Origin of the sequence: Microbacterium sp. LjRoot45 (assembly GCF_964253325.1) — a bacterium.
GTDB lineage: Bacteria > Actinomycetota > Actinomycetes > Actinomycetales > Microbacteriaceae > Microbacterium.
This window is the reverse complement of the sequence record NZ_CAXUQM020000001.1, coordinates 3,041,772-3,062,541: the sequence shown is the minus strand read 5'-3', so window position 1 is coordinate 3,062,541 and position 20,770 is coordinate 3,041,772. Positions and strand designations below refer to the sequence as shown.

The 20,770-nt window shown below is 68.7% G+C and carries 19 protein-coding genes; 15 read left to right on the top strand and 4 right to left on the bottom strand.

Translation table 11 applies throughout. The annotated features are described in order from the left end of the window. The first annotated feature begins 26 nt into the window (after positions 1-26). The 8 genes from ACSQ18_RS14480 to ACSQ18_RS14445 all read left to right on the top strand — a co-directional run bounded on the left by ACSQ18_RS14480 (position 27) and on the right by ACSQ18_RS14445 (position 9,073). Positions 27-1,001: a sugar ABC transporter substrate-binding protein gene (locus tag ACSQ18_RS14480; RefSeq protein ID WP_301038510.1), complete on the top strand. Its 975-nt coding sequence runs from the start codon at positions 27-29 to the stop codon at positions 999-1,001. Positions 1,002-1,102: 101 nt separating this feature from the next. Next, positions 1,103-2,572, top strand: coding sequence for an ATP-binding cassette domain-containing protein (locus ACSQ18_RS14475; RefSeq protein ID WP_301038509.1), 1,470 nt, complete (start codon positions 1,103-1,105; stop codon positions 2,570-2,572). Next, positions 2,569-3,627, top strand: a complete 1,059-nt coding sequence (locus tag ACSQ18_RS14470; protein ID WP_436038110.1) for an ABC transporter permease — start codon at positions 2,569-2,571, stop codon at positions 3,625-3,627. The genes ACSQ18_RS14475 and ACSQ18_RS14470 overlap by 4 nt, the downstream gene beginning before the upstream one ends. A 53-nt stretch (positions 3,628-3,680) precedes the next feature. Then, entirely contained in the window at positions 3,681-5,039 is a 1,359-nt protein-coding gene (locus ACSQ18_RS14465) for an aspartate aminotransferase family protein (protein ID WP_436038109.1), read from the top strand. Next, positions 5,036-5,698 carry an HAD family hydrolase gene (locus tag ACSQ18_RS14460; RefSeq protein ID WP_436038108.1) on the top strand — a complete coding sequence of 221 codons (663 nt, stop codon included), beginning with the start codon at positions 5,036-5,038 and terminating at the stop codon, positions 5,696-5,698. Before ACSQ18_RS14465 ends, ACSQ18_RS14460 begins: the two co-directional genes overlap by 4 nt. A gap of 86 nt (positions 5,699-5,784) precedes the next feature. Further along, positions 5,785-7,221: an amidase family protein gene (locus ACSQ18_RS14455; RefSeq protein WP_436038107.1), complete on the top strand. Its 1,437-nt coding sequence runs from the start codon at positions 5,785-5,787 to the stop codon at positions 7,219-7,221. Further along, the gene (locus tag ACSQ18_RS14450; protein WP_436038106.1) at positions 7,218-8,138 is read left to right on the top strand and encodes a hypothetical protein; all 921 of its coding nucleotides are present in this window, start codon (positions 7,218-7,220) and stop codon (positions 8,136-8,138) included. The genes ACSQ18_RS14455 and ACSQ18_RS14450 overlap by 4 nt, the downstream gene beginning before the upstream one ends. Beyond that, the gene (locus ACSQ18_RS14445) at positions 8,138-9,073 is read left to right on the top strand and encodes a phosphotransferase (protein ID WP_436038105.1); all 936 of its coding nucleotides are present in this window, start codon (positions 8,138-8,140) and stop codon (positions 9,071-9,073) included. Before ACSQ18_RS14450 ends, ACSQ18_RS14445 begins: the two co-directional genes overlap by 1 nt. A gap of 28 nt (positions 9,074-9,101) precedes the next feature. Here the strand turns inward: ACSQ18_RS14445 and ACSQ18_RS14440 are convergent, their stop codons facing one another. Then, a complete protein-coding gene (locus ACSQ18_RS14440; RefSeq protein ID WP_436038104.1) occupies positions 9,102-9,647 on the bottom strand; it encodes a Dps family protein in 546 nt (181 codons plus the stop codon). Positions 9,648-9,969: 322 nt separating this feature from the next. Between ACSQ18_RS14440 and ACSQ18_RS14435 the strand changes: the two genes are divergently transcribed. After that, positions 9,970-10,458 carry an FBP domain-containing protein gene (locus tag ACSQ18_RS14435; protein WP_436038103.1) on the top strand — a complete coding sequence of 163 codons (489 nt, stop codon included), beginning with the start codon at positions 9,970-9,972 and terminating at the stop codon, positions 10,456-10,458. Positions 10,459-10,507: 49 nt separating this feature from the next. Here the strand turns inward: ACSQ18_RS14435 and ACSQ18_RS14430 are convergent, their stop codons facing one another. Both ACSQ18_RS14430 and ACSQ18_RS14425 read right to left on the bottom strand, forming a co-directional pair. Continuing rightward, complete coding sequence (locus ACSQ18_RS14430; protein WP_436038102.1) at positions 10,508-11,494, bottom strand: aldo/keto reductase; 987 nt, start codon at positions 11,492-11,494, stop codon at positions 10,508-10,510. An 18-nt stretch (positions 11,495-11,512) separates the two neighbouring features. Further along, complete coding sequence (locus ACSQ18_RS14425; RefSeq protein WP_436038101.1) at positions 11,513-12,409, bottom strand: helix-turn-helix domain-containing protein; 897 nt, start codon at positions 12,407-12,409, stop codon at positions 11,513-11,515. Positions 12,410-12,946: 537 nt separating this feature from the next. Here ACSQ18_RS14425 and ACSQ18_RS14420 point away from each other — a divergent pair. Then, positions 12,947-13,243, top strand: a complete 297-nt coding sequence (locus tag ACSQ18_RS14420; protein ID WP_436038100.1) for a hypothetical protein — start codon at positions 12,947-12,949, stop codon at positions 13,241-13,243. 39 nt (positions 13,244-13,282) lie between these two features. Further along, entirely contained in the window at positions 13,283-13,672 is a 390-nt protein-coding gene (locus ACSQ18_RS14415) for a VOC family protein (protein ID WP_436038099.1), read from the top strand. Positions 13,673-13,735: 63 nt separating this feature from the next. On the opposite strand, the gene ACSQ18_RS14410 is transcribed toward ACSQ18_RS14415, so the two are convergent. After that, on the bottom strand, positions 13,736-14,779 hold the full coding sequence (locus ACSQ18_RS14410; RefSeq protein ID WP_436038098.1) for a LacI family DNA-binding transcriptional regulator: 1,044 nt from the start codon (positions 14,777-14,779) through the stop codon (positions 13,736-13,738). A 185-nt stretch (positions 14,780-14,964) separates the two neighbouring features. On the opposite strand from ACSQ18_RS14410, the gene ACSQ18_RS14405 reads away from it, so the two are divergent. The 4 genes from ACSQ18_RS14405 to ACSQ18_RS14390 all read left to right on the top strand — a co-directional run bounded on the left by ACSQ18_RS14405 (position 14,965) and on the right by ACSQ18_RS14390 (position 20,756). Beyond that, a complete protein-coding gene (locus ACSQ18_RS14405; RefSeq protein WP_436038097.1) occupies positions 14,965-16,287 on the top strand; it encodes an ABC transporter substrate-binding protein in 1,323 nt (440 codons plus the stop codon). Between the two features lie 68 nt (positions 16,288-16,355). Next, a complete protein-coding gene (locus ACSQ18_RS14400; RefSeq protein ID WP_436038096.1) occupies positions 16,356-17,243 on the top strand; it encodes a carbohydrate ABC transporter permease in 888 nt (295 codons plus the stop codon). Positions 17,244-17,245: 2 nt separating this feature from the next. Continuing rightward, the gene (locus ACSQ18_RS14395; RefSeq protein WP_436038095.1) at positions 17,246-18,154 is read left to right on the top strand and encodes a carbohydrate ABC transporter permease; all 909 of its coding nucleotides are present in this window, start codon (positions 17,246-17,248) and stop codon (positions 18,152-18,154) included. A gap of 1 nt (position 18,155) precedes the next feature. Further along, a complete protein-coding gene (locus ACSQ18_RS14390) occupies positions 18,156-20,756 on the top strand; it encodes a family 78 glycoside hydrolase catalytic domain (RefSeq protein WP_436038093.1) in 2,601 nt (866 codons plus the stop codon). Positions 20,757-20,770: the final 14 nt, after the last annotated feature.

The following is a 20,770-nucleotide window of genomic DNA, read 5'->3' as shown; positions in this document are numbered from 1 at the left end:
CAGCCATCACTTCCGAGGAGTTTCGCGTGAACAGCACTGTCACCAAGCGGATCCTGGCCGCCGGCGTCGCCATCGCCGCGCTGAGCCTGACCGCCTGCACCACCGCCGATGCCGGCACCGGCGAGGCCCCCGAGTCGAAGGGTGCCGTCGCGATGGGCTTCGCCGGCGCCGACATCACCATCTGGAACGACCAGCTGGAGATCATGCGTCCGATCGTGGAGGCGGCCGGTTACGAGTTCCTCACCGACGACCCGCAGTGGGACGTCAACCGCCAGGTCTCCAGCTGGCAGGCCTGGATCAACCGCGGCGACGTGAAGGCCATCGCCGGGTACCCCGTGACCCCGGATGCCATGGTGCCCGTCACCCAGCAGGCGGAGGCCGCCGGCATCCCCGTCTTCGGCTACCTCGTCGGCTGGGAAGGCACGTCGGGCACGACGGTCGTCGACTCCTACGACGGCGGCTTCGAACTGGCCGCCAACGCGGCCACCGAGCTGCAGGCCGCCGGTGCCGACGACGACCTCACCGTCGTGATCGTCGGGAGCCGCGACAGCGACTTCAGCGCCGACGCGATGGACGGCCTGACGGAGGGCTTCACGTCGGTGATGCCCGACGCGTCGATCGTCGAGCAGACCGCGATCACCCGTGAAGACGGCTACAACATCACGAAGGCCCAGATGACGGCCGACCCCGAGAGTCACGTGTGGCTCGGTGCGTCGAACGACACGATCCTCGGCGTCTACCAGGCGCTCATCGAGGAGGGTGTGGCCGAGGATGACCCGAACTTCTACCTCGCCAGCCGCGACGCGACGAACGAGACGCTCGACCTCATCAAGATCGAGAACTCGATCTACCGCACCTCGCTCGTGGTGCCCGCCCAGGCGCTCGCCGAAGCCAACGCAAAGCTGCTCATCGACGGTGCTGAAGGCAAGGAGACGAGTGACATCGTCGTGCCGGGTGTGCTCGTGACCGCCGAGGATGCCGACGACTACTACGTCGGCTGACCCCTGCCACACCCCGCCGGGGGTGCCGCCCGCCGCGGCATCCCCGGCTCCCTCCCCGCACGATCCGCCCGTTCCGCCCGTTTCACCCAGAGGAGCCGCGCATGACCACTCCCCGCCTCGCCTTCGACGACGTGACCGTCGACTTCGGCGTCACCCGGGCTCTCGACGGCGTCCACCTGGCCTTCGCCCCCGGTGAGATCGTCGGTCTCCTCGGCCACAACGGCGCGGGGAAGTCGACCCTCGTCAACGTCGCCACGGGTGCCGTGCGCGCGACGGGCGGCCGGATGCTGGTCGACGGCGAGCAGGTCTCCGCCGACACCCCGCGGCAGGCGGCTGAGCTCGGCATCACGGTGATCCACCAGACGCCCGCGCTCGTGGGCAACCTCACGGTGCTCGACAACCTCTACCTCGGCCGCGACCGCACGGGCCGCGCGAAGGCCGACCGGGATGCCGCCCGCGCCGCACTGGTCGAGGTCGGCGGCGAGGATCTCACCCTCGACACGATGGTGTCGAGCCTCGAACTGGGGCAGCGTCAGGTGGTCGACCTCGCCCGCGGCCTGCTGCACGGCGCGATGAAGGTGCTTCTGCTCGACGAGCCGACGGCAGCGCTCGGCCAGGCCGAGACCGACGCGCTCCACGGCCTCATCCGCCGGCTGGCGGCATCGGGCACCACCGTGATCTACGTCTCCCACCGCCTCCCCGACATCATCGAGGTGTGCGACCGGGTCGCGATCCTCCGCGAGGGTCGCGTCGCCGGGGAGCACGCCGTGACGGGGCTCACCGCCGGGGCCCTGGCTACAGCGCTCGTGCCCGACCTCGAGGAGGCCGAGCACGTCGCGGCCGTCGTCGGGTCGCCCGTGCTGGAGATCACCTCGCCCCACCCGATGACCTTCCGGGCCGGTGAGGTCGTGGGACTCTTCGGCGTCGCGGCGGGGGAGCAGTTCGAACTGCTCAACGCCCTCCACGGCGCCGGCGGGGTGACGGCCATGCTCGACGGATCCCCCTACCGTGCCCGCACGCCCCTCGAAGCGATCCGCCAGGGCGTGCACCTCGTCGTCGCCGACCGCGATCGCGACGGCCTCATCGCGGGGCTGTCCGCGCGCGACAACGTCTACCTGCCGTGGCGCGGGCGCCGCGTGAACGGCGCGAAGGTCGCTCCCACGCAGCGCACCCGCCACGACGGCTACGCCGACGCGCGCCGCCGCCTCGGCATCCTCGGCCCCGGCGCCGACTCGCCCATCTCGGCGTTCTCCGGCGGCAACCGGCAGAAGCACCTCCTCGCCGCGTGGCTGTACCCCGCGGCGCCGAAGGTGCTGCTGCTCGCGCAGCCCACTCAGGGCGTCGACGTCGGGGCGAAAGCCGACATCCGCCGCGCCGTGCGGCAGGCGGCAGCCGACGGAGCCACGGTGCTCGTCGCGAGCGCGGAGAGCGACGAGATCGCCGGCCTCTGCGACCGCAGCTACGTGCTCTCCGGCGGCGGCATCGCCGAACTGGACCGCACCCCCGATTTCGACGCGGCCCTGCTGCAGACCCTGCTCGACCTCATCCCCACGAAGGGCGTACTCGCATGAACGTCACACAGTTGAAGATCCTGCTCGCCAAGAACGGCGCGATCGTCGCGCTGATCCTCCTCGTGATCGTCTTCACGATGCTGAACCCCCGCTTCGTCCAGCCCGGCAACCTCATCACCATCGTCCTGTCGATGGCGGAGGTCGGGATCATCGCCATCCCGCTCGCATACCTCGTCATGAGCGGGTCGATCGACCTGTCGGTCGGCTCGGTCGCGAGCCTCGGGTCGGTCGTGTGCGGCATGGTGGCGACAGGCAGCGGCAGCATCTGGCTCGGCATCCTCGCGGGGACCGCCGCCGGCGTGGTGACGGGGCTGGTCACCGGCATCCTGGTCGAACACCTGCGCCTGAACCCCCTCGTCGTCACGCTCGGTCTCCTGAACGTCTGGGCGGGACTCGCGCTGTTCCTCACGAACGGCCGCACCATCACGGGCCTTCCCGCCGACTCCCGTGCCGTGGCCGGGTTCGCGCTCTTCGGCGTCGTCCCGCTCCCGATGCTGCTCCTGCTGATCGTCACGGTCGCCGCGTGGTGGGTGCTCAACTACCGTCCGTTCGGCCGCCAGCTGCTCGCCGCGGGCGGCAACCAGCGCGCCGCGTTCCTCATGGGCATCAACGTGCGCTCGGTGCGGCTGCGGCTGTTCGTGCTGACCGGGGTCGCCGCCGCCTTCGCCGGTGCGCTCATGACCCTCAAGCTGCAGGCCGGGTCGCCCACGACCGGTCAGGGGCTCGAGTTCAGCGCCCTCACGGTGGTGCTGCTGGGCGGCGTCGCCGTCGCCGGCGGCGCGGGACGCATCAGCGGCGTCATCGCCGGTCTGCTGTTCGTCGGCGTGCTCCGCAACGGCCTCGTGATCCTCGGCGTCAGCCAGTTCCTCCAGACGATGATCGTCGGCCTCACCCTCGTGGTCGCGATCTCGCTCGACGAGACCCTGCAGCGGGTGCTCAAGTCCGCCTGGAACAGCCTCGCGAAGCAGCGCACGGCGCAGAAGACGGCCGAGCCCGAGGATGCCGACACCGGCGCTTCCGCTGACACAGACGCCCCCGCGCCGGTGCGCAGCTGATCCCGCGTCGCCTCCGTCGTCACCCGCCCCGAGAACCACAAGGACCCACCCCGATGACCACCGACGCGCCCGTCTCGCTCTCGTCGATCATGGACGGCAACAGCTTCCGCATCGCCGACCTCGACCGCCTCACCCCCACCGCCCAGCAGCTCGTGCTCCGCCGCCAGGCCAGCCTCGGCCCGAGCTACCGCCTCTTCTACCGCACGCCCGTCCACGCCGTCTCGGGGTCGGGCGCCTACCTCTACGACGCCGACGGCACCCGCATCCTTGACGCCTACAACAACGTGCCGAGCGTCGGCCACGCCCACCCCGCCGTCGCGGATGCCGTGTCGGCACAGATGCGGAAGCTCAACACCCACACCCGGTACCTGCAGGACGGTATCGTCTCCTACTCCGAGCAGCTCCTGGCGACCCTGCCTGACCACATCGGCTCGATCATGTTCACGAACTCCGGCTCGGAGTCCAACGACCTCGCCATCCGGATCGCGCGGCTGTGGACCGGCGGCCGGGGCATCGTCGTGACGGCGGAGGCGTATCACGGCACGACCGAGCTCCTGAGCCGGGTGTCTCCCGCCATCTCGGGGGGATTCCCCGACGACGACACGGTGCGCATCATCCCGGCCCCCGACGCCTACCGCGTCGACACCGACGACATCGGCGCCTGGTTCGCCGACCGGGTGCGAGAGGCCTTCGACGACTTGCTGGCCCACGGCATCCGCCCGGCGGCGTTCCTCGCCGACTCGATCTTCTCCTCCGACGGCATCTACCCCGACCCGCGTGGCTTCCTCGCCCCCGCGATCGACGTCGTCCACGCCTACGGCGCGCTGTTCATCGCCGACGAGGTGCAACCGGGCTTCGTCCGCACCGGTTCCACGTTCTGGGGCTTCGAGCGCCACGGCGTCGAGGCCGACCTCGTGTCGATGGGAAAGCCGATGGGTAACGGCATCCCCGTCGCGGCGCTCGCCGGCCGGGACGACATCCTTGCCCGCTTCGGCAAGGAAGTGCCCTACTTCAACACCTTCGGCGGCAACTCCGTGTCGATCTCCGCGGCGCAGGCCGTGCTCGACGTGATCCAGTCGACCGACCTCATCCGATCGGTCGACCGCACCGGCCGCCTCATCCGGGAGGGGATCGCGGCGCTCGCCGTCGGCCGTCCTCTCATCGGCGACGTGCGCGGATCGGGGCTGTACATCGGTGTCGACATCGTCACCGACCCCGAGTCGAAGACGCCTGACTCCGCCGCCGCGCTCGCGATCGTCAACGCGCTGCGGGAACGGAACGTGCTCATCAGCGTCGCCGGCCCCGGCAACAACGTCCTGAAGATCCGGCCGCCGCTCGTCTTCGGCGAGCCGGAGGCGGCCCTCCTCCTGGAGACGCTCGACACCGTGCTCGAGGAGGTCGCACCCCGATGACCTGGCCGGACGCGGTGCTGTGGGACATGGACGGCACGCTCATCGATTCCGAGCGTGCCTGGCTCGATGCGGCCGGTGAGCTCGCGGCACGCGCCGGCGTGACCCTGCACCGCGGCGACCTCGACCGCCTCGTCGGCGCCAGCATGGCCACGACGGCCCGCGTGCTGCAGGAGGCGGGGATCGCGGGCGACGCGGCGGCCATCGTCGACGACCTCACCGCGCGCGTCCAGCGCGGTCTCGCCGAGCACCTCGTCTTCCGTCCGGGGGCGCTCGCGCTCGCCGCCGAGGTGGCGGCCGCCGGCATCCCCCAAGCCATCGTCAGCATGTCGAACCGCGTGATCGTCGATCACGTCGTCGCCGCCGCGCCGGTCGCCCTGGCATCCGTCGCGGGCGACGACGTGGTCCACGGCAAGCCGCATCCGGAGGCGTACCTCACGGCGGCCGCGCAGTTGGGTGTCGAGATCGAACGGTGCGTCGTGCTGGAAGACAGCGCCACGGGACTCGCCGCGGGCGTCGCCAGCGGCGCCGTCGTGATCGCCGTACCCCTCTACCTCCCGGTCGACGCGTCGGCCGCCGCCGCCGAGTGGGACGACCTCGCCGGCCGCACCCTCGCCGACCTGCAGCAGCTCGCGCCGCCCGCGGCTGTCCGCACCCCCTGACCGGGACCACCCTGACCGGCACCACCCTGACCGGCACCACCCTGATCCGCACCAACTCGCATCACCCGCCCGACCCTGGAGAAACGATGACCGCTCCCACCCCGACCGCCACGCTCGCCGCCGCCACCGCCGCCGACCTCGTCGCGGGGTACCGCGACGGCAGCATCTCGCCCGTCGACGCGACGCAGGCCGCCATCGACATCGCCGCCACCGCCGGGGTCGAGCTCAACGCGGTCGCCGTCATGAACGCCGAGCAGGCACTGGAAGATGCCGCTCTGAGCGCCGCGCGCTGGGCTGCGGGCGCTCCGCTGAGCGAACTCGACGGCGTTCCCGTGTCGGTGAAGGACAGCTTCCCGATGGTGGGGCTCCCGCGCTGGCACGGCAGCAAGCTCAACGACGCCGCCCCGGCATCCGTTCACGACGGCGCTCCCGTCCGGCGTCTGCGGGAAGCGGGCGCGACGCTGTTCGCGAAGACGTCGATGCCCGACTTCGGGCTCATCGGCGCGGGCGTCAGCTCGCAGTTCGGCATCATCCGCAACCCGTGGAATCCCGAGCTCAACCCCGGAGGCTCGTCGAGCGGGTCGGGTGCGCTCGTGGCGCTCGGCGCCGGGCCGCTGTCGATCGGCACCGACATGGGCGGCTCGGTGCGTCTGCCTGCCGCCCTGTGCGGACTCGCGGGCCTCAAGCCCACCCAGGGGCGCATCGCGTACGACCCGCCGAAGCTCATCGGCAGCGCCGGCCCCATGGCGCGGACCGTGGCGGATGCCGCGGCGCTCCTGCGCATCATCGGCAAGCCCGACGCGACCGACCACCTGAGCCTTCCGGGTGTCTTCGACGGCGACGGCCTCCCCGTCTCCTCTCTCGCCGGCGTGACCGTGGGGCTCCTCCTCGCGACCGACGTGCCCGGCGGTGTCGACGAGGAGGTGGCCGACGCGGTGCGCGCGCAGGCCGCGGTGCTCGCGGCGCACGGCGCGACCGTCGTGGCGATCGATCAGCCGCTCACCACCGCCGCCGACCGCGAGAGCTTCATGACCGTGCTCTCCACGCGCGGACTCCCGGAACTTCTCGCGGTGCCGGAGGAGCTGTGGCCGCTCCTGCCGCCTCAGCTGCTCGAGCAACTGCTGAGCCGTACCGAGATCACGGCCGTGCAGCACGTCATCAACGAGAAGAAGCTGGATGCTGTGCGGGCGAAGATCGCCGCCGTGCTCAACGCCTACGACTACGTGCTGTCGCCGGTCACCCCCGTCGTGTCGTTCCCCGCCGAGAACGTCACCCCCGTGCGCAACGACTACTCCCTCGACCACATGGTCTTCACCTCGGCGTACAACCTCACGAGCCTCCCCGCCGGGACGGTGCCTGTCGCGATGTCGGCCTCCGGCATGCCGATCGGGGTGCAGGTCGGCGGTCGCCGGTTCGACGACGCGGGCGTGCTCGGCATCCTGGCCCTCCTCGAGCAGGAGCGCGGGTTCAACCTCGCCTTCCCGATGCCCGCGTTCCCGACCAGCGGGGGCGCCGGAGCATGAGCGCACGGCTGAGCGGACTCCCGGGGGAGTGGGCGGCGCTGGACTGGCAGCCCACCGGGATCGGTGCGGGCCTGCTCAGCTGGCAGGGCGCCTCGCACGAGAGCTGGCGTGCCACGACAGATGCCGGTGAGACCGTCATCGCGAAAGCACCGCGCGCACACGCGGCGGCCAGCGCGGCGGCGATCGCCCGCGAGGCCGCGTCGCGCGCCGGTGTCGGGCCCGCCGTGCGGGCGATCGACGTGGCATCCGGGGTCACCGTGGAGGTAGCCCTGGACGAGCGGTGGCGCGTCGCGACCGGCCTCCGCGTGCAGCAGACGCCCGGTGCCGTGGCGGCGGTCGGTGCCGCACGGCGGGCGTTCCGCGAATCGGGGACCGAGCTGCCGCCGCGCGATCTCGGGGCGGAGGCGCAGGCGATGCTCGACGCGTTCGCCGCCGTCGAGGCTCCGCTCCCGCTCGCGCTCCGGCCCGTGGCGGACGCGCTCCCGAGCGTGCGTCTCGCCGTCGCGGGCGGCCTGCCCGCCGCACCCGCGTGGCTGTCGTCCGAGCTCTCCGACCTCCAGCTCGGCCCCGACGGCGCGGTGCTCCTCACCGGGGGCACCACGGCAGGGCTCGCCGATCCGCTCGCCGACGTCGGCAGCATTCTCACGGAACTGTCGCCCACCGTCCTGCCCGCCGACGAGGCGTTCGCCCTGCTCTGGGGCAGCGACCACCCCGGTGCGTACGCCCGAGCCCGCCTCTGGGGGATCATCGTCGACCTGTGGGTGCTGCTGCGGGCGATGCAGGCCCACGCCCTCGAACCGGCGTCCGAGGTGGGCTACCTCGGGTACCTCATGTTCCGCACGTGGCACGCCGAGCATCCCGTCGCCACCGGCGAGATCGATGCGCTCATCGCACAGGCGGGGAAGGGATGGAGATGATGACGACCGAGACGGCGTGGCACGCGCTGGGGGCCGGCGCGCTCGCCGCCGCACTGCCGGCGCTCCCGCACTGGCCGTTCGGGTCCGACCTGCGGATGGAGCGCATCTCGTCGGGAACGACGAACGTCAACTGGCGGATGCTGTCGCCCGACGGCATCCGTTTCCTGAAAGTCCCGGGGCTCGGCGCCGACGCCTTCGTCGACCGGCAGGCGGCGCACGAAGCCGCCGTCGTCGCCGCCACGACGGGCGTCGGACCGGCCGTGCTGTACTTCGACGCGGCGACGGGCATCGAAGTCAGCGCGTTCCTCGACGGCTACCGGTCGTCGGGTGCGGGCGATCTGCTGTCGCCCGAGGGGATGTCGGAGGTGATGCGCCTCTACCGCCAGCTGCACGGCGGCGAACTCCTGTCGGTCACCAAGACGCTGTTCGACATGATCGACGAGCATCGTGCCCAGATCGCCGACACCGGCCGCACGCTCCAGCCCTACCAGCGCGAGGTGCAGGAGCGGTGGCAGCCGATCCAGGAGCGCTACGTCGCTGCGGGGCTCGAACTGGTCCCCGGGCACAACGACCCGAACCCGCCGAACTTCATGGTGAAGGCGGGCGCGCCCATGATGCTCATCGACTTCGACTACGCCGCCAACACCGACCGGTACTACGAGCTGGGCGCCTACCTCACGATCCTCGGCATCCCGGCCGACGTCAGGTCCGCCCTGTTCGCCCGCTACGCCGGCGCAGAACCGACCGAAGGGCAGCTCGCCCGCCTGTACCTCTCGGGAGTCGGCACCCTCGTGAAGTGGGGGCACTGGGCGCTGTACAACTCGGTCGTCCGCGACATCGACTTCGACTACGAGAAGTACGGTGCCGGGATGCTGCTCGGGGCGCTCACGATGCTCCGCAGCGACGAGTGCGCCCGCGCGGTGGCGGCGCTGTAGCGACGCGGTGTCGGCGTCGTAGCGGGGATCAGGAGGACGCGCGCGGCGTCCGGTTCTCCGCACTCATCATCCACGCGAACTGCTCGAGCTTCTCGATGACCGCGTGAAGGATGTCGGCGCTCGTCGGGTCTTCCTCGTCGACCGCGTCGTGCACCTCGCGGCAGGTGCTCACGGCATCCTCCAGTCGCACCGTCACGAGGTCGATGACGTCGGTGGTCGAGATCTCGCCCTGGGGGAACTCGGGCAGCGTCGTCGTCTCCGACACCGTGTCGCTGCGTCCGTCGGGGAGGGCGTGCAGCGCGCGCATGCGCTCGGCGATCGTGTCGCTGAACTCGCGTGCCGCCTCGATGACCTCGTCGAGCTGGAGGTGCGTGTCGCGGAAGTTCGTGCCGATCACGTTCCAGTGCGCCTGCTTGCCCTGCGAGGCGAGCTCGATCAGGTCGACGAGCACGCGCTGGAGGTTGTCGCTGAGCGTCTTCGACGCGGTGAACCCGCTCTCGGCGTTCTGCTCGTCGGTGAGGCGCGCTCCGCGGGCGGGCTTGCGCTTGTTCTTGGTCGTCGTGGTGGTGGCCATGCCAGCGACGTTAGGAGGCGCGCGTCACCGTCGCACGGGGATTGCCGGATGCCGTCAGCGGTGCTATCGCGGGAGCCTTCACGTCTGGCCCGACGTCCGCGGAGGCGGCGTAGACTCGGCGGATGCTTTCCGTGTGGCGCACCTCGCAGGTGCAGGAGGAGGTCGCCGGCGCTCACCGCGCCGGCGGCACAGACTGACGCCCCCGCCGACACCGATCCGGTCGTCGGTGCCTTCGTCATCCTCTTCCACGGCCCTCCCGTCGGCTCCTCGCTTCGACGCGGCCACACCTCCTCGCCTCCCCGTGAGGCAGAAAGCAGCCCTCATGCTCCCCGTAGACGAGCGCGCCATCCGCGCATCGTTCCTCAACGCCTCCCGTAAGGAAGCGGCATCCCTCACCCTCCCCGCCGGCTTCGACGACCTCGAGGTCGACGCCCTCGACTTCCTCGGCTGGGCCGACCCGAAGATGCCGCGCCGTGCTTACCTCGTCACCCAGGACGACACGGGCGACACCGTCGCCGTGCTCCTGCAGCAGGCCGAGCAGCGTACGCTCGCCCGCGCGCAGTGCTCCTGGTGCGAGGACGTCACGCTCCGCAACGACGTTCAGTTCTTCGCCGCGCGCAAAGCCGGACCGGCCGGGCGGCGCGGCGACGTCATCGGCACGCTCATCTGCGCGAACTTCGCCTGCTCGGCCAACGTGCGGCGGCTCCCGCCGCTCGCGTACGAGGGGTACGACCGGGAGGCTGCGCGCGATCTGCGGATCCTTCGTCTGCAGGAGCACGTGCAGGGATTCCTCCGCGAACTGCGGGGGTGACGGTCGGCAGCGCCAGGAGGGTGGTGCGTGGCGGGCGGCCCGCTACGGGTCAGCGCCCCACCATCCTCATTCCGGCCTCGTTGTAGCGGTCGCCGCTGACCGGCACGTGCTGGGTCAGCGCGTCGAGCGCCGACAGGTCGTCGGCCGACAGGGCGATGGTCGTGGCGCCGGCGTTCTCCTCGATCCGCTCGACGCGTCGCGTTCCCGGGATCGGGACGATCCACGGCCGCTGGGCGAGGAGCCAGGCGAGGGCCACCTGGCCCGAGGTCGCGCCGCGACGGGCGGCGATGTCGCGCACGAGGTCGAGGAGTCGCTGGTTCGCCGCGAGGTTGTCGGGTTCGAACCGGGGCACGCGGGTGCGGATGTCGCCTTCCGTGAAGTTCGTCGTCGCGTCGACGGTGCCGGTGAGGAACCCCTTCCCCAGCGGGCTGAACGGGACGAATCCGATGCCGAGTTCGGCGAGCGTGGGCAGCACCTCGCGCTCGGGATCGCGCGTCCACAGGGAGTACTCGCTCTGGAGCGCCGTCACCGGCTGCTCGGCGTGAGCGCGTCGGACGGTGCCTGCGCCGGCCTCCGACAGTCCGAAGTGACGCACCTTTCCTTCGGCGATGAGCTCCCCGACCGTTCCGGCGACGTCCTCGATCGGCACGTCGGGGTCGACGCGATGCTGGTAGAAGAGGTCGATCACGTCGGTGCGCAGCCGGGCGAGGGAGGCGTCGGCAACCCGACGGATCTGCTCGGGTCGCGAGTCGAGGCCGACCATCGCCCCGCCCTCGATCCGCCACCCGAACTTCGTCGCGATGACCACCTCGGAGCGCACGGGCTCGAGCGCCTCGCCGACCAGTTCCTCGTTGACGTAGGGTCCGTACACTTCCGCGGTGTCGAAGAAAGTGACGCCCCGGTCGACGGCGCCTCGCAAGACCCCGATCATCTCGTCGCGGGAGCCGGGATTGGGGCCGTAGCTCATCGACATCCCCATGGCGCCGAGGCCGATCGCCGACACGGTGAGGTCTCGGCCGAGTGTTCGCGTGTGCATGTGGTGGTTCCTTCTGCGTCAGTGGCCGTCGCTCGCGGGTCGCGAGAGGATGCTCGAGTCGTGATCGCTGTGCGCGCTCGTCGCGGCCCAGCTCGCGAGCATCCGCAGGGCGTCGGCGGAGGGCGAACCGGGCTCTGCCGTGTACGTGGAGAGGGTCAGCCCCGGATCCGCCGGGAGTTCGAACGCCTCGTAGGTGAGTTCCAGATCTCCCACGACAGGATGCCGCAGTCGCTTCACGCCCGTGCGGTGATAGCGCACGTCGTGAGCCGCCCACAGCGTGCGGAAGTGCTCCGAGCGCGTGGACAGTTCCCCGACCAGGTCGGTGAGCCGCTTGTCGAAGGGGTTGCGTCCGGCCTCGCCTCGCATCGTGGCCACGAGTTCCCGCGTGGTCTTGTCCCAGTCGACGTAGAAGTCGGGAGCTGCGGCATTGAGGAAGCTGAACCGCGCGCTGTTGGGCGCCGGCTCCGCGAACACGGGGGAGTAGAGCGCGCGCGCCAGGCTGTTGGCGGCGACGTAGTCGAAGTAGTTGTTGCGGATGAGAGCGGGGGCGTCGGTGATCGCGTCGAGCAGGCGCACGATGCTCGGGCGCAGTTCCGTCGAGCGGGCGCGGGCCTTCTTCGTCACCGGGGACGCGTTGGCGGTGCGGGCCAGGTCGAACAGGTGCGCGGTCTCCGCGTCGTCGAGCTGGAGTGCGCGGGCGAGGGCCTGGAGCACACCGTCGGACGCCCCCGACAGGTCGCCGCGTTCGAGCCGTGTGTAGTAGTCGACGCTGACCCCGGCCAGGAGCGCCACCTCTTCGCGCCGCAGTCCGGGAACGCGCCGCCGCCCCCCGAAGGCGGGAAGGCCCGCGCGGTCGGGGGTGAGGCGATCCCTGCGTGTCGAGAGGAACTCGCGCACGTCGCTGCGGTGGTCCATGCCTCGACCGTACGCGCGCTTCGGCCGGGGTGGGAGGGTCTGTCAGTACCGGGGAACCGGGGTCCATCGGGTGCCGCTTCGCCGACGGCTCGGGCCGAGATGTCGCCAACCGTCAGTAGTGGTGGCGAACGCCCGCCTCACCGCGAACTAGCGTGGCCGATGGGAGCGTGACGGACGGATCTTGGCATCCGTCGCAGCCGAAAGCGAAGGTGTGCCCGCGCGAGGGCGAGAAGGGGCAACGTGAGGCACAGGTATGCGCGTGCGAGTGCGATGACGAGCGCCGCTCTTCTCGCTCTTACCGGTTGCTCTGCCGAGCCGGCGCCTGCTCACCAACAGCAACCCTTGAAGCTCGGCACATCCGCATCCGCGGACGTCGACATGGACACGTGGACGACGAGTGTGTCGTGGTGGACACATGAGCAACCTGCAACGACCTTCGGGATCGATGTGTGCCTGCGTGGGGCGTCAGCAGCGACGATCACGTCCGTCGATGCGCTCAAGAGCATCGGAAAGGTGGAGATCTTGGAGCCGTTGGTCATGACGAGCACCAGCCCGGGCAGCGCGATCATCTACACCGATTCCTACCCACCGGAGCTCGCCGACGGTTCCACGGTCGCGCTGGCCGAGGGAGCGACCTTCACGTACCAGTGCGGAAGCGCGGTGCCCTTCCAGCAGGTCCTCGTCGGCCTCCGCGCGACAAGCGCCGACGGCGGTGGGTGGGACGGTGTCGTCATCAGCTACGACGTCGATGGGCAGGAGTACGAGTTGACCGTTCCGACACGAGTGTTCATGTGCGGTGATGAGACCGAAGCGTGCAAAGAACCGGACGCGTAGTCGCCTTCATCGGTCGCTATGCGCCGATAGGGTGCGAGTGTGCAGTGGAGCCTCGAGGTCATACCTGTGTGCGTCGACGACATCGACGAAGCCAAACGCTTCTACGAGGAGCAGGTCGGATTCCATCTCGACCTTGATATCGAGACAGGCGTGACGGGCCGCGTGGTTCAGCTGACGCCGCGTGGCTCCGCGAGCAGCATCCACCTTCGGAGCGGCGCCACGCGCGTGGACGGTCTGCAGCTGGTCGTGGACGACGTGGACGCTGCCCGTGCGGAGCTGATCGCACGTGGTGTCGATGTGAGCGCCGTCCAGCATGTCGAGGACGGCGAGTTCCGGGAGGGTCGCGGCGGCGACTGGAACTCGTTCGTCTTCTTCGCCGACCCCGCCGGCAACGCGTGGGTGATCCAGGAGCGCCCATCCGTTCGCTGACACGTCGCCAGGCAAGAGGTAACGACGCCTGATTCGGTCTGCCGGTAATCCGCCGGCTCCGGATCAGTCTCGCCGCCAGGTGCCACCGAGGGAAGAGGTCCGGGGTATGAGGTGCGGCTCGAGCGTCACCGTTCGGTTCGGAGTGGTCGGATTCTCTATCCGGTCCAGCAGGAGATCCGCAGCAGCCTGCCCCATCTCCTCTCCGGGCTGAGCGACGGTGGAGATCGGCACGGCGCTCTCGGACGCGAAATGGTTATTGTCGTACCCCGTGACGGCGATGTCGCCCGGTACGGAGAAACCCGGCACCTCACCGAACACCTGAACGAGACCGATCGCGAGGAGGTCGGAGGCGGAGATCACCGCATCGAACCGGCCAGCGCTCTGGCTCGTGAGCCGCTTCGCGACCTCGCGACCGTGACGGATGTTGAGGCCGCGCGTTTCGATCACCTCGAGCGAGGCGCCAGGAACCTGTGCGACGGCCTCACGGGCACCGTCCAGTCGCGCAGAGACCGCGGACAGGAAGAGTGGACCACCCGCGAAGACCAGCCGCCGTCGACCGAGAGCAAGAAGGTGCTCCGCGGCCAAGCGGCCACCGTGACGCTCGTCGACGATGACGCCGGAATAGGCGAGCGATGGAGATTCGAAGTTGACGAGGACTGTCGGTGTCGAACGAGTCGGCAGCACGCTCGAACGAGCGAGGGCCGTGTCGAGGGGGGCAATGATGATGCCGGCAACCCTCGAGCGATCGAGCAACTCCAGGTTGTGAACTTCTCTGGTGGGCTCGATATCGGAGTTGACGATCAGGACGTCCATGCCGCGTCGCCGCATCACCGCTTCGACTCCTCGCGCGATGTCGACGAAGAACGAGTTGCCGAGGTCGGCTAGAACGAGGCCGACAGAAGTACTGACTCCGGCGGCCAGAGATCGCGCCGCGTCATTCCGCACGAATCCGAGTTCCGCGATGGCCGACAGAACTCGTCGCCGCGTCGCCTCCCGAACCTTCTCGGGGTTGTTGAGCGTGTTCGACACTGTGCCCAGCGCGACCCCCGCGTGGGCAGCCACGTCGGCCATGCTGGGCTGCGGCTTCGGCGCCGGCGACCGCTCCATGACCATGTGATCCTTCCGCCGCGCTGGGTCGGGCGACATCTGCGGCTGTTGCGATCATATCCGGCGAGCCCGATAAATGAAGCGTTTCACATTCGTTATCTTGCACATGCTTGACACCCCGGAATCCTGCTGTCATCGTGCATTGGAGCGCTTCAATAGTGAGGCGTCACGTTCAAGGAGGAATAGTGTCCAAAGCATCGCGGCGCGCCCGTCGCCTCGTTCCTGCTCTCGCCGTTCTCGGCGTCGGCGCTCTCGCGCTCGCGGCCTGCGGGCCGGCGGGAAGCCCGTCGCCTTCGGGGGAGTCGACGGGCGAGTTCACCTATCTCGGCCAGACCGAGAACACCACCATCATCGGCACTCTGGAGACGCTGGCGAAGGACCAGTGCGCCGCGGAGGAGGAAGCTGCGCCGCTGAAGGCGGACGACATCGCCGGCACGCAGTGGGACCAGCAGCTGCAGCTGCTGGCCAGCCAGGACGGCCTGTCCAACATGTCCATGGCGGCGGGGACTCCCTCATTGATGAGCCAGTTCATCGAAGCCGGGCAGGTTCTCAACCTGTCCGAGACGCTCGATGAGCTCGGCGTGGCCGATCGCATCCAGCCCGCAGCCGAGTCGACGATCAAGGCCCTCTACGGTGACGGTAGCCTCTACGCGCTCCCCACCGAGTTCAACATCGAAGGCTTCTGGTACAACAAGGAACTCCTCGCCGACAACGGGGTCGAGGTTCCGGAGACGTGGGACGATCTCGTCTCTGCAGCCGCAACCCTCGATGCCGCCGGCGTGCAGCCGTTCAGCGCAGCAGGCAAGGACGGCTGGCCTGTCACCCGACTCGTCGGCGACTACATCTTCCGCGACCTGGGTGCCGACGCGCTCCAGAAGGTCGCCGACGGAGACGCGAAGCTGACGGACCCCGAGTACGTCGCCGCGGCTGACGCTGTAGCCGAGCTCGGGAAGGCCGGCTACTTCGGCGATGCGGTCGGATCGGTCGACTACAACGCCGCAATGAACACGTTCCTCACAGGCAAGGCGGCCTTCTTCTACATGGGCAGCTGGGCCCTGGCGAACTTCGCCGACGAAGCCCAGAACCAGATCGGCGGACCCGACAACATCGGCTTCGCTCGTTTCCCCGCAGTAGACGGAGGCGTCGGCAGCATCGACGAGATCCCCGCCAACGTCGGCATCCCCGTGATGTTCGCCCAGAAGAACTACGGCGAGGACACCGGTGCGTGGATCAAGTGCATCGCGGAGAACTATGGTGACACCGTTCTGAAGGACAGCGGAGTGGTCTCCGGCTTCGTCGTCGACAACCCCCCGGCGGATCTCCCCTCGACGACGCAGGCTGTGCAGGCAGAGATCGCGGCCGCGCCGTCAAGTGTTCTCTGGTTCGAGGCGCTGTTCACCTCAGAGGGCACCAGTGTGAGCCAGACCAACGGTGGCGGCCTCGCCACGGGCTCGGTGTCCGGCCAGCAGTTCATGGAACTGGTCCAGGCAGCCAACGACAAGGGCTGAGCCACCTCACGGTCAGGGCGGGCAACGGCCCGCCCTGACCTCCGCTCGACCACCTCCGAAAGACCTCAATGAACAAAGTCCTGGGCGACAAGCGCGCCATCTTCGTCCTCGTAGGCCCAGCCCTGCTGGTCTACTCCCTGATCATGCTGATCCCGATCGTGTGGTCGCTGTTCTACACGGTGCAGGACGGCAACCCGATCACAGGGTTCGAGTTCAACGGCGTCGACAACTTCGTCACGTTCTTCCAGGACCCCGCCGCGTGGAACGCCATCGGATTCACCCTGATGTACGCCGCGATCCTGACCGTCCTGCAGGTGGGCGTTGGTTACCTGCTCGCTCTCATGTACGTCTTCTGGCTGAGGAAGGCGTCGGGCCTCATCCGGACAATCGTGTTCTTCCCCGTCGTGCTCCCCACCGTCGCCGTCGCTCTTCTGTTCCAGCGGCTCTTCGAAGCGGCACCCACCACAGGCCCCGTGAACTCGCTCCTGAATGCCTTCGGGCTCGAGTCGGTCGACTGGTTCGGAACGCCGGGCGCCGCCTTCTGGATCATCATCCTTATGGACCTCTGGCGGTCGATGGGGTTCTACGCCGTGCTCCTTTACGCAGGCCTCGTCGACATCCCGGACGAGCTCCTCGAATCCGCGCGCATCGACGGTGCCGCCGGGTGGAAGCTCGTCCGGAGCATCGTCCTTCCGCTGTCGCTGCCCGTGCTCCTGTCTGCGCTCATCTTCAGCATCAACGGCACCCTCAAAGTCTTCGACACCGTCGTCGCGCTCACCAACGGTGGTCCGGGCAGCGCGACCACCCCGCTCACCCTCTACATGTTCCGCACGTCCTTCACCTACGGCCAGTACGGGTACGGCAGCACGATCGCACTCATGCTCACGATCCTCTGCCTGCTGTTCACCGTGTTCATCTTCCGGTCAACGCGCCGCGACCTCACGAAGGAGAGCTGACCATGACGACCACCAGCCTGCTGGTCTCCGGCAAGCGCCTCGAGAGCGCGACGCGACCCCCCACTCGACACCGCAGAGGACCGAGGGACTTCTTCGGACGCCTGCCGCTGCGGATCGGGATCGCGATCCTGCTGATCATCGAGATCTACCCGATGGTCTGGATGCTGCTCGGTTCTTTCAAGACCCAGGACGAGTTTCTCAATGAGCCGTTCTGGGCGCTCCCGAGCTCCTTCGGGTTCGAGAACTACGTCGAGGTGTTCACTACCGGGGAGTTCGGCAAATACGTCCTCAACAGTGTGATCGCCGTCTTCCCATCCCTCGCGATCATTCTCGTCTTCGGCGCAGCAGCCGGCTTCGCCCTAGAAGTGATGGTCTGGAAAGGACGGGGCACGGTGCTCCTCCTCTTCCTCGCAGGGATCATGGTGCCCGCGCAGATGATCCTTCTGCCCCTCTTCACCATCTACTTCCGAACCGGCCTGAACGGCTCGCTGTGGCCGCTGATCCTGACGTACACCGCCATCGGCATGCCCCTGACCGTCTTCATGATGGCCACCTTCTTCCGAGCCGTGCCCCGCGAGATCTTCGAAGCCTCGACACTGGATGGCGCCAACATCTTCCGGTCCTTCTGGTCCGTGGGTCTTCCGCTCGTGCGGAACGCGCTGTTCACCGTGGGTCTGGTCCAGTTCTTCTTCCTCTGGAACGACCTGCTCATCGCCCTGACGTTCACCAACAGCAGCGACCTCCGCACGATCCAGGTCGGCTTGCTGAACTTCACCGGCCAGTACGGGGCCGTCCAGTACGGTCCGACGTTCGCTGCCATCGCCGTGAACGTGTTCGGCACCCTCCTGATCTACCTCTTCCTCAACCAGCAGGTCATGAAGGGCCTCACCGCAGGATCAGTGAAAGGCTGACATGACGATCATCACCGAACTCTGGCTCGAAAACAGGCGCGGCGGAAAGACGATCGGCATCGGGGAAGCAACACCCCGCATCTCCTTCACCGCGGCCGACCAAAGACCGGTCGACCTTCGCTTCACGCATGACGACGGCCGCGAAGAGACAGCCACCGTCCTGGACTCACAGCTCGTCCCCTGGCCCTTCACGCCGCTGAACGCCCGGCAGGGAGGGGAACTGCGCGCCGGTTCCGAAGACGACGCCCTCACCGTCCGGGTCGAGGCAGGTCTGGGGGACGACTGGAACGTGGACTTCGTCTCACCCTCCGTCGCGGCGGACCGCGAAGGCCCTCGCCCCGCATGGCTCCTTCGCGCAAGTTTCGACCTCGCGCGGATCCCCGACGACATCGCTCGTGCCCGCGTGTACATGACGGCCCACGGAGTCTACGAACTCGAACTCAACGGGGTACGCGTCGGGGACGACGTGCTGGCACCCGGCTGGACCAGCTACAGACACCGAATCCGCTATCAGACGCATGATGTCACCGACGGGCTCGTCCGCGGGACGAACGTCATCGGGGCCTGGCTCGCCGACGGCTGGTACCGAGGCCACATCGGCTTCGATGGCGGCCTCTGGGACATCTACGGCACCGACGTAGCCCTCCTCGCCCAGCTCGAGATCACCACCAGCGACGGCACTGTCCATCCCGTGCCTCTGACCTGGTCGTGGTCTGCGTCGCCGATCACTGCGGTGGGGCTGTACGAGGGTGAGACCTTCGACGCTCGCCGCCTTCCGGAGGGATGGTCTACGGCGTCATTCGACGCAACCGGGTGGACGCCCGCGAGGATCCTGCCGCGGGCGGACTTCCCTGCTCGAATCGAGCCGCCAACCGCATTGCCGGTCGAGCAGATCGAGACGCTCGCACCGGTGTCCGTGGAGCGTCGGCCGGGTGGCCGCATCCGACTCGACTTCGGTCAGAACATCTCCGGTGTGCTCCGCATCAGAGTGAGAGCAGCCGAGGGCCACACGATCAAGTTGCACCACGCGGAGGTGATCGAGAACGGCGAACTCGGAACTCGGCCCCTGCGGGCGGCAACATCAATAGACACCTACACCGCCCGGGGGAGTGGCGGCTACGAGGCCTACACGCCTCGCTTCACCATCCATGGTTTCCAATATGCGGAACTGGAGAACTGGCCGGGCGACCTGCTCGACGGCGATGTCGAGGCAGTAGTCATCCACACTCGTATGCGCCAGACCGCCTGGTTCGATTCCTCCCACGTCGGATTGAACCAGCTGCACTCCAACGTGCAGTGGAGCATGCGCGACAACTTCGTTGATCTCCCCACCGACTGTCCGCAGCGAGACGAGCGGGTCGGATGGACCGGAGACATCCAGGTGTTCGCACCTACCGCCCTCCGCCTGTTCGCCGCCCAGGGGACCCTCACCGGCTGGCTTCGCGACCTCGCCTTCGAGCAAGCGGACCAGGGGCATGTGCCTCAGTTCGTTCCATGGATCGAATGCGGATTCCCGAACTTCCCGACCGCTGCGTGGGGGGATGCTGCCGTGATCGTGCCGTGGGAGCTCTATCTGGCCGACGGCGACACTCGAGTCCTTGCGGAACAGTACGCGAGCATGCGCGCTTGGGTCGACCTCGTCGACGACCTCACAGAGCACACCGGTCTGTGGGCGGGTGGGTTTCAGCTCGGCGACTGGCTTGATCCCACCGCGCCCCCCGAAGACCCGGGAAAGTCCCACACCGACAAGTACCTCGTCGCCACCGCGTATCACGTCCGCACGTCACGCATCCTGGCGGACACGGCGGCACTTCTCGGCAACGCGGAAGACGCTCAGCACTATCGCGCGATCGCGGAACGCGCCACACGGGCATTCCAGAGCGAGTTCATCTCCGCGTCGGGCCGTGTCGTCAGCGACACCCCCACGTCCATCGCCGTGGCTCTGGTCTTCGGCCTCTTCGCCAGCGAAGCCCAGGCATCGCGTGCGGGAAAGCGGCTGCTGGAGTTAGTGGAGCAGGGGGGCTTCCACATCTCGACCGGGTTCGTGGGCACACCCATCATCTGCGACGCGCTGGTGCTCGCTGGCAGCGTTGACCACGCCTATCACCTGCTGAGTCAGGACGAGCTGCCGTCCTGGCTCTACCCGGTGTCGATGGGGGCGACCACGATCTGGGAGCGGTGGGACTCGATGCTGCCCGACGGGAGCATCAACCCCGGTGACATGACGTCGTTCAATCACTACGCGCTGGGGGCCGTGGCAAGCTTCCTGCATCAGTCGGTCGCTGGTCTCGCCTGCGACGCCCCCGGGTGGGAGAGAGTCCGGTATCAGCCACTACCGGGCGGTGGGCTGACGCATGCCTCCGCACGTTACGACTCGGTTCGCGGCACGGCATCCATCCGATGGTCCCGCGACGCAGACGCCCTGACGATCGACGTCGAGGTACCCGCTGCCTCGACCGGTGTTGTCGTTCTGCCTGGCACGGGCCAGGAGATCGAGGTCGGCCCCGGCACGCACACCTTCGTCGACACCTTCCGGCCCGTGACCGACGACCCGCCCGCACCGGTCGTCGGTTGGCGCAGACCTGAACCCGTCGACGCCTGAGCACTAAAGAAAGA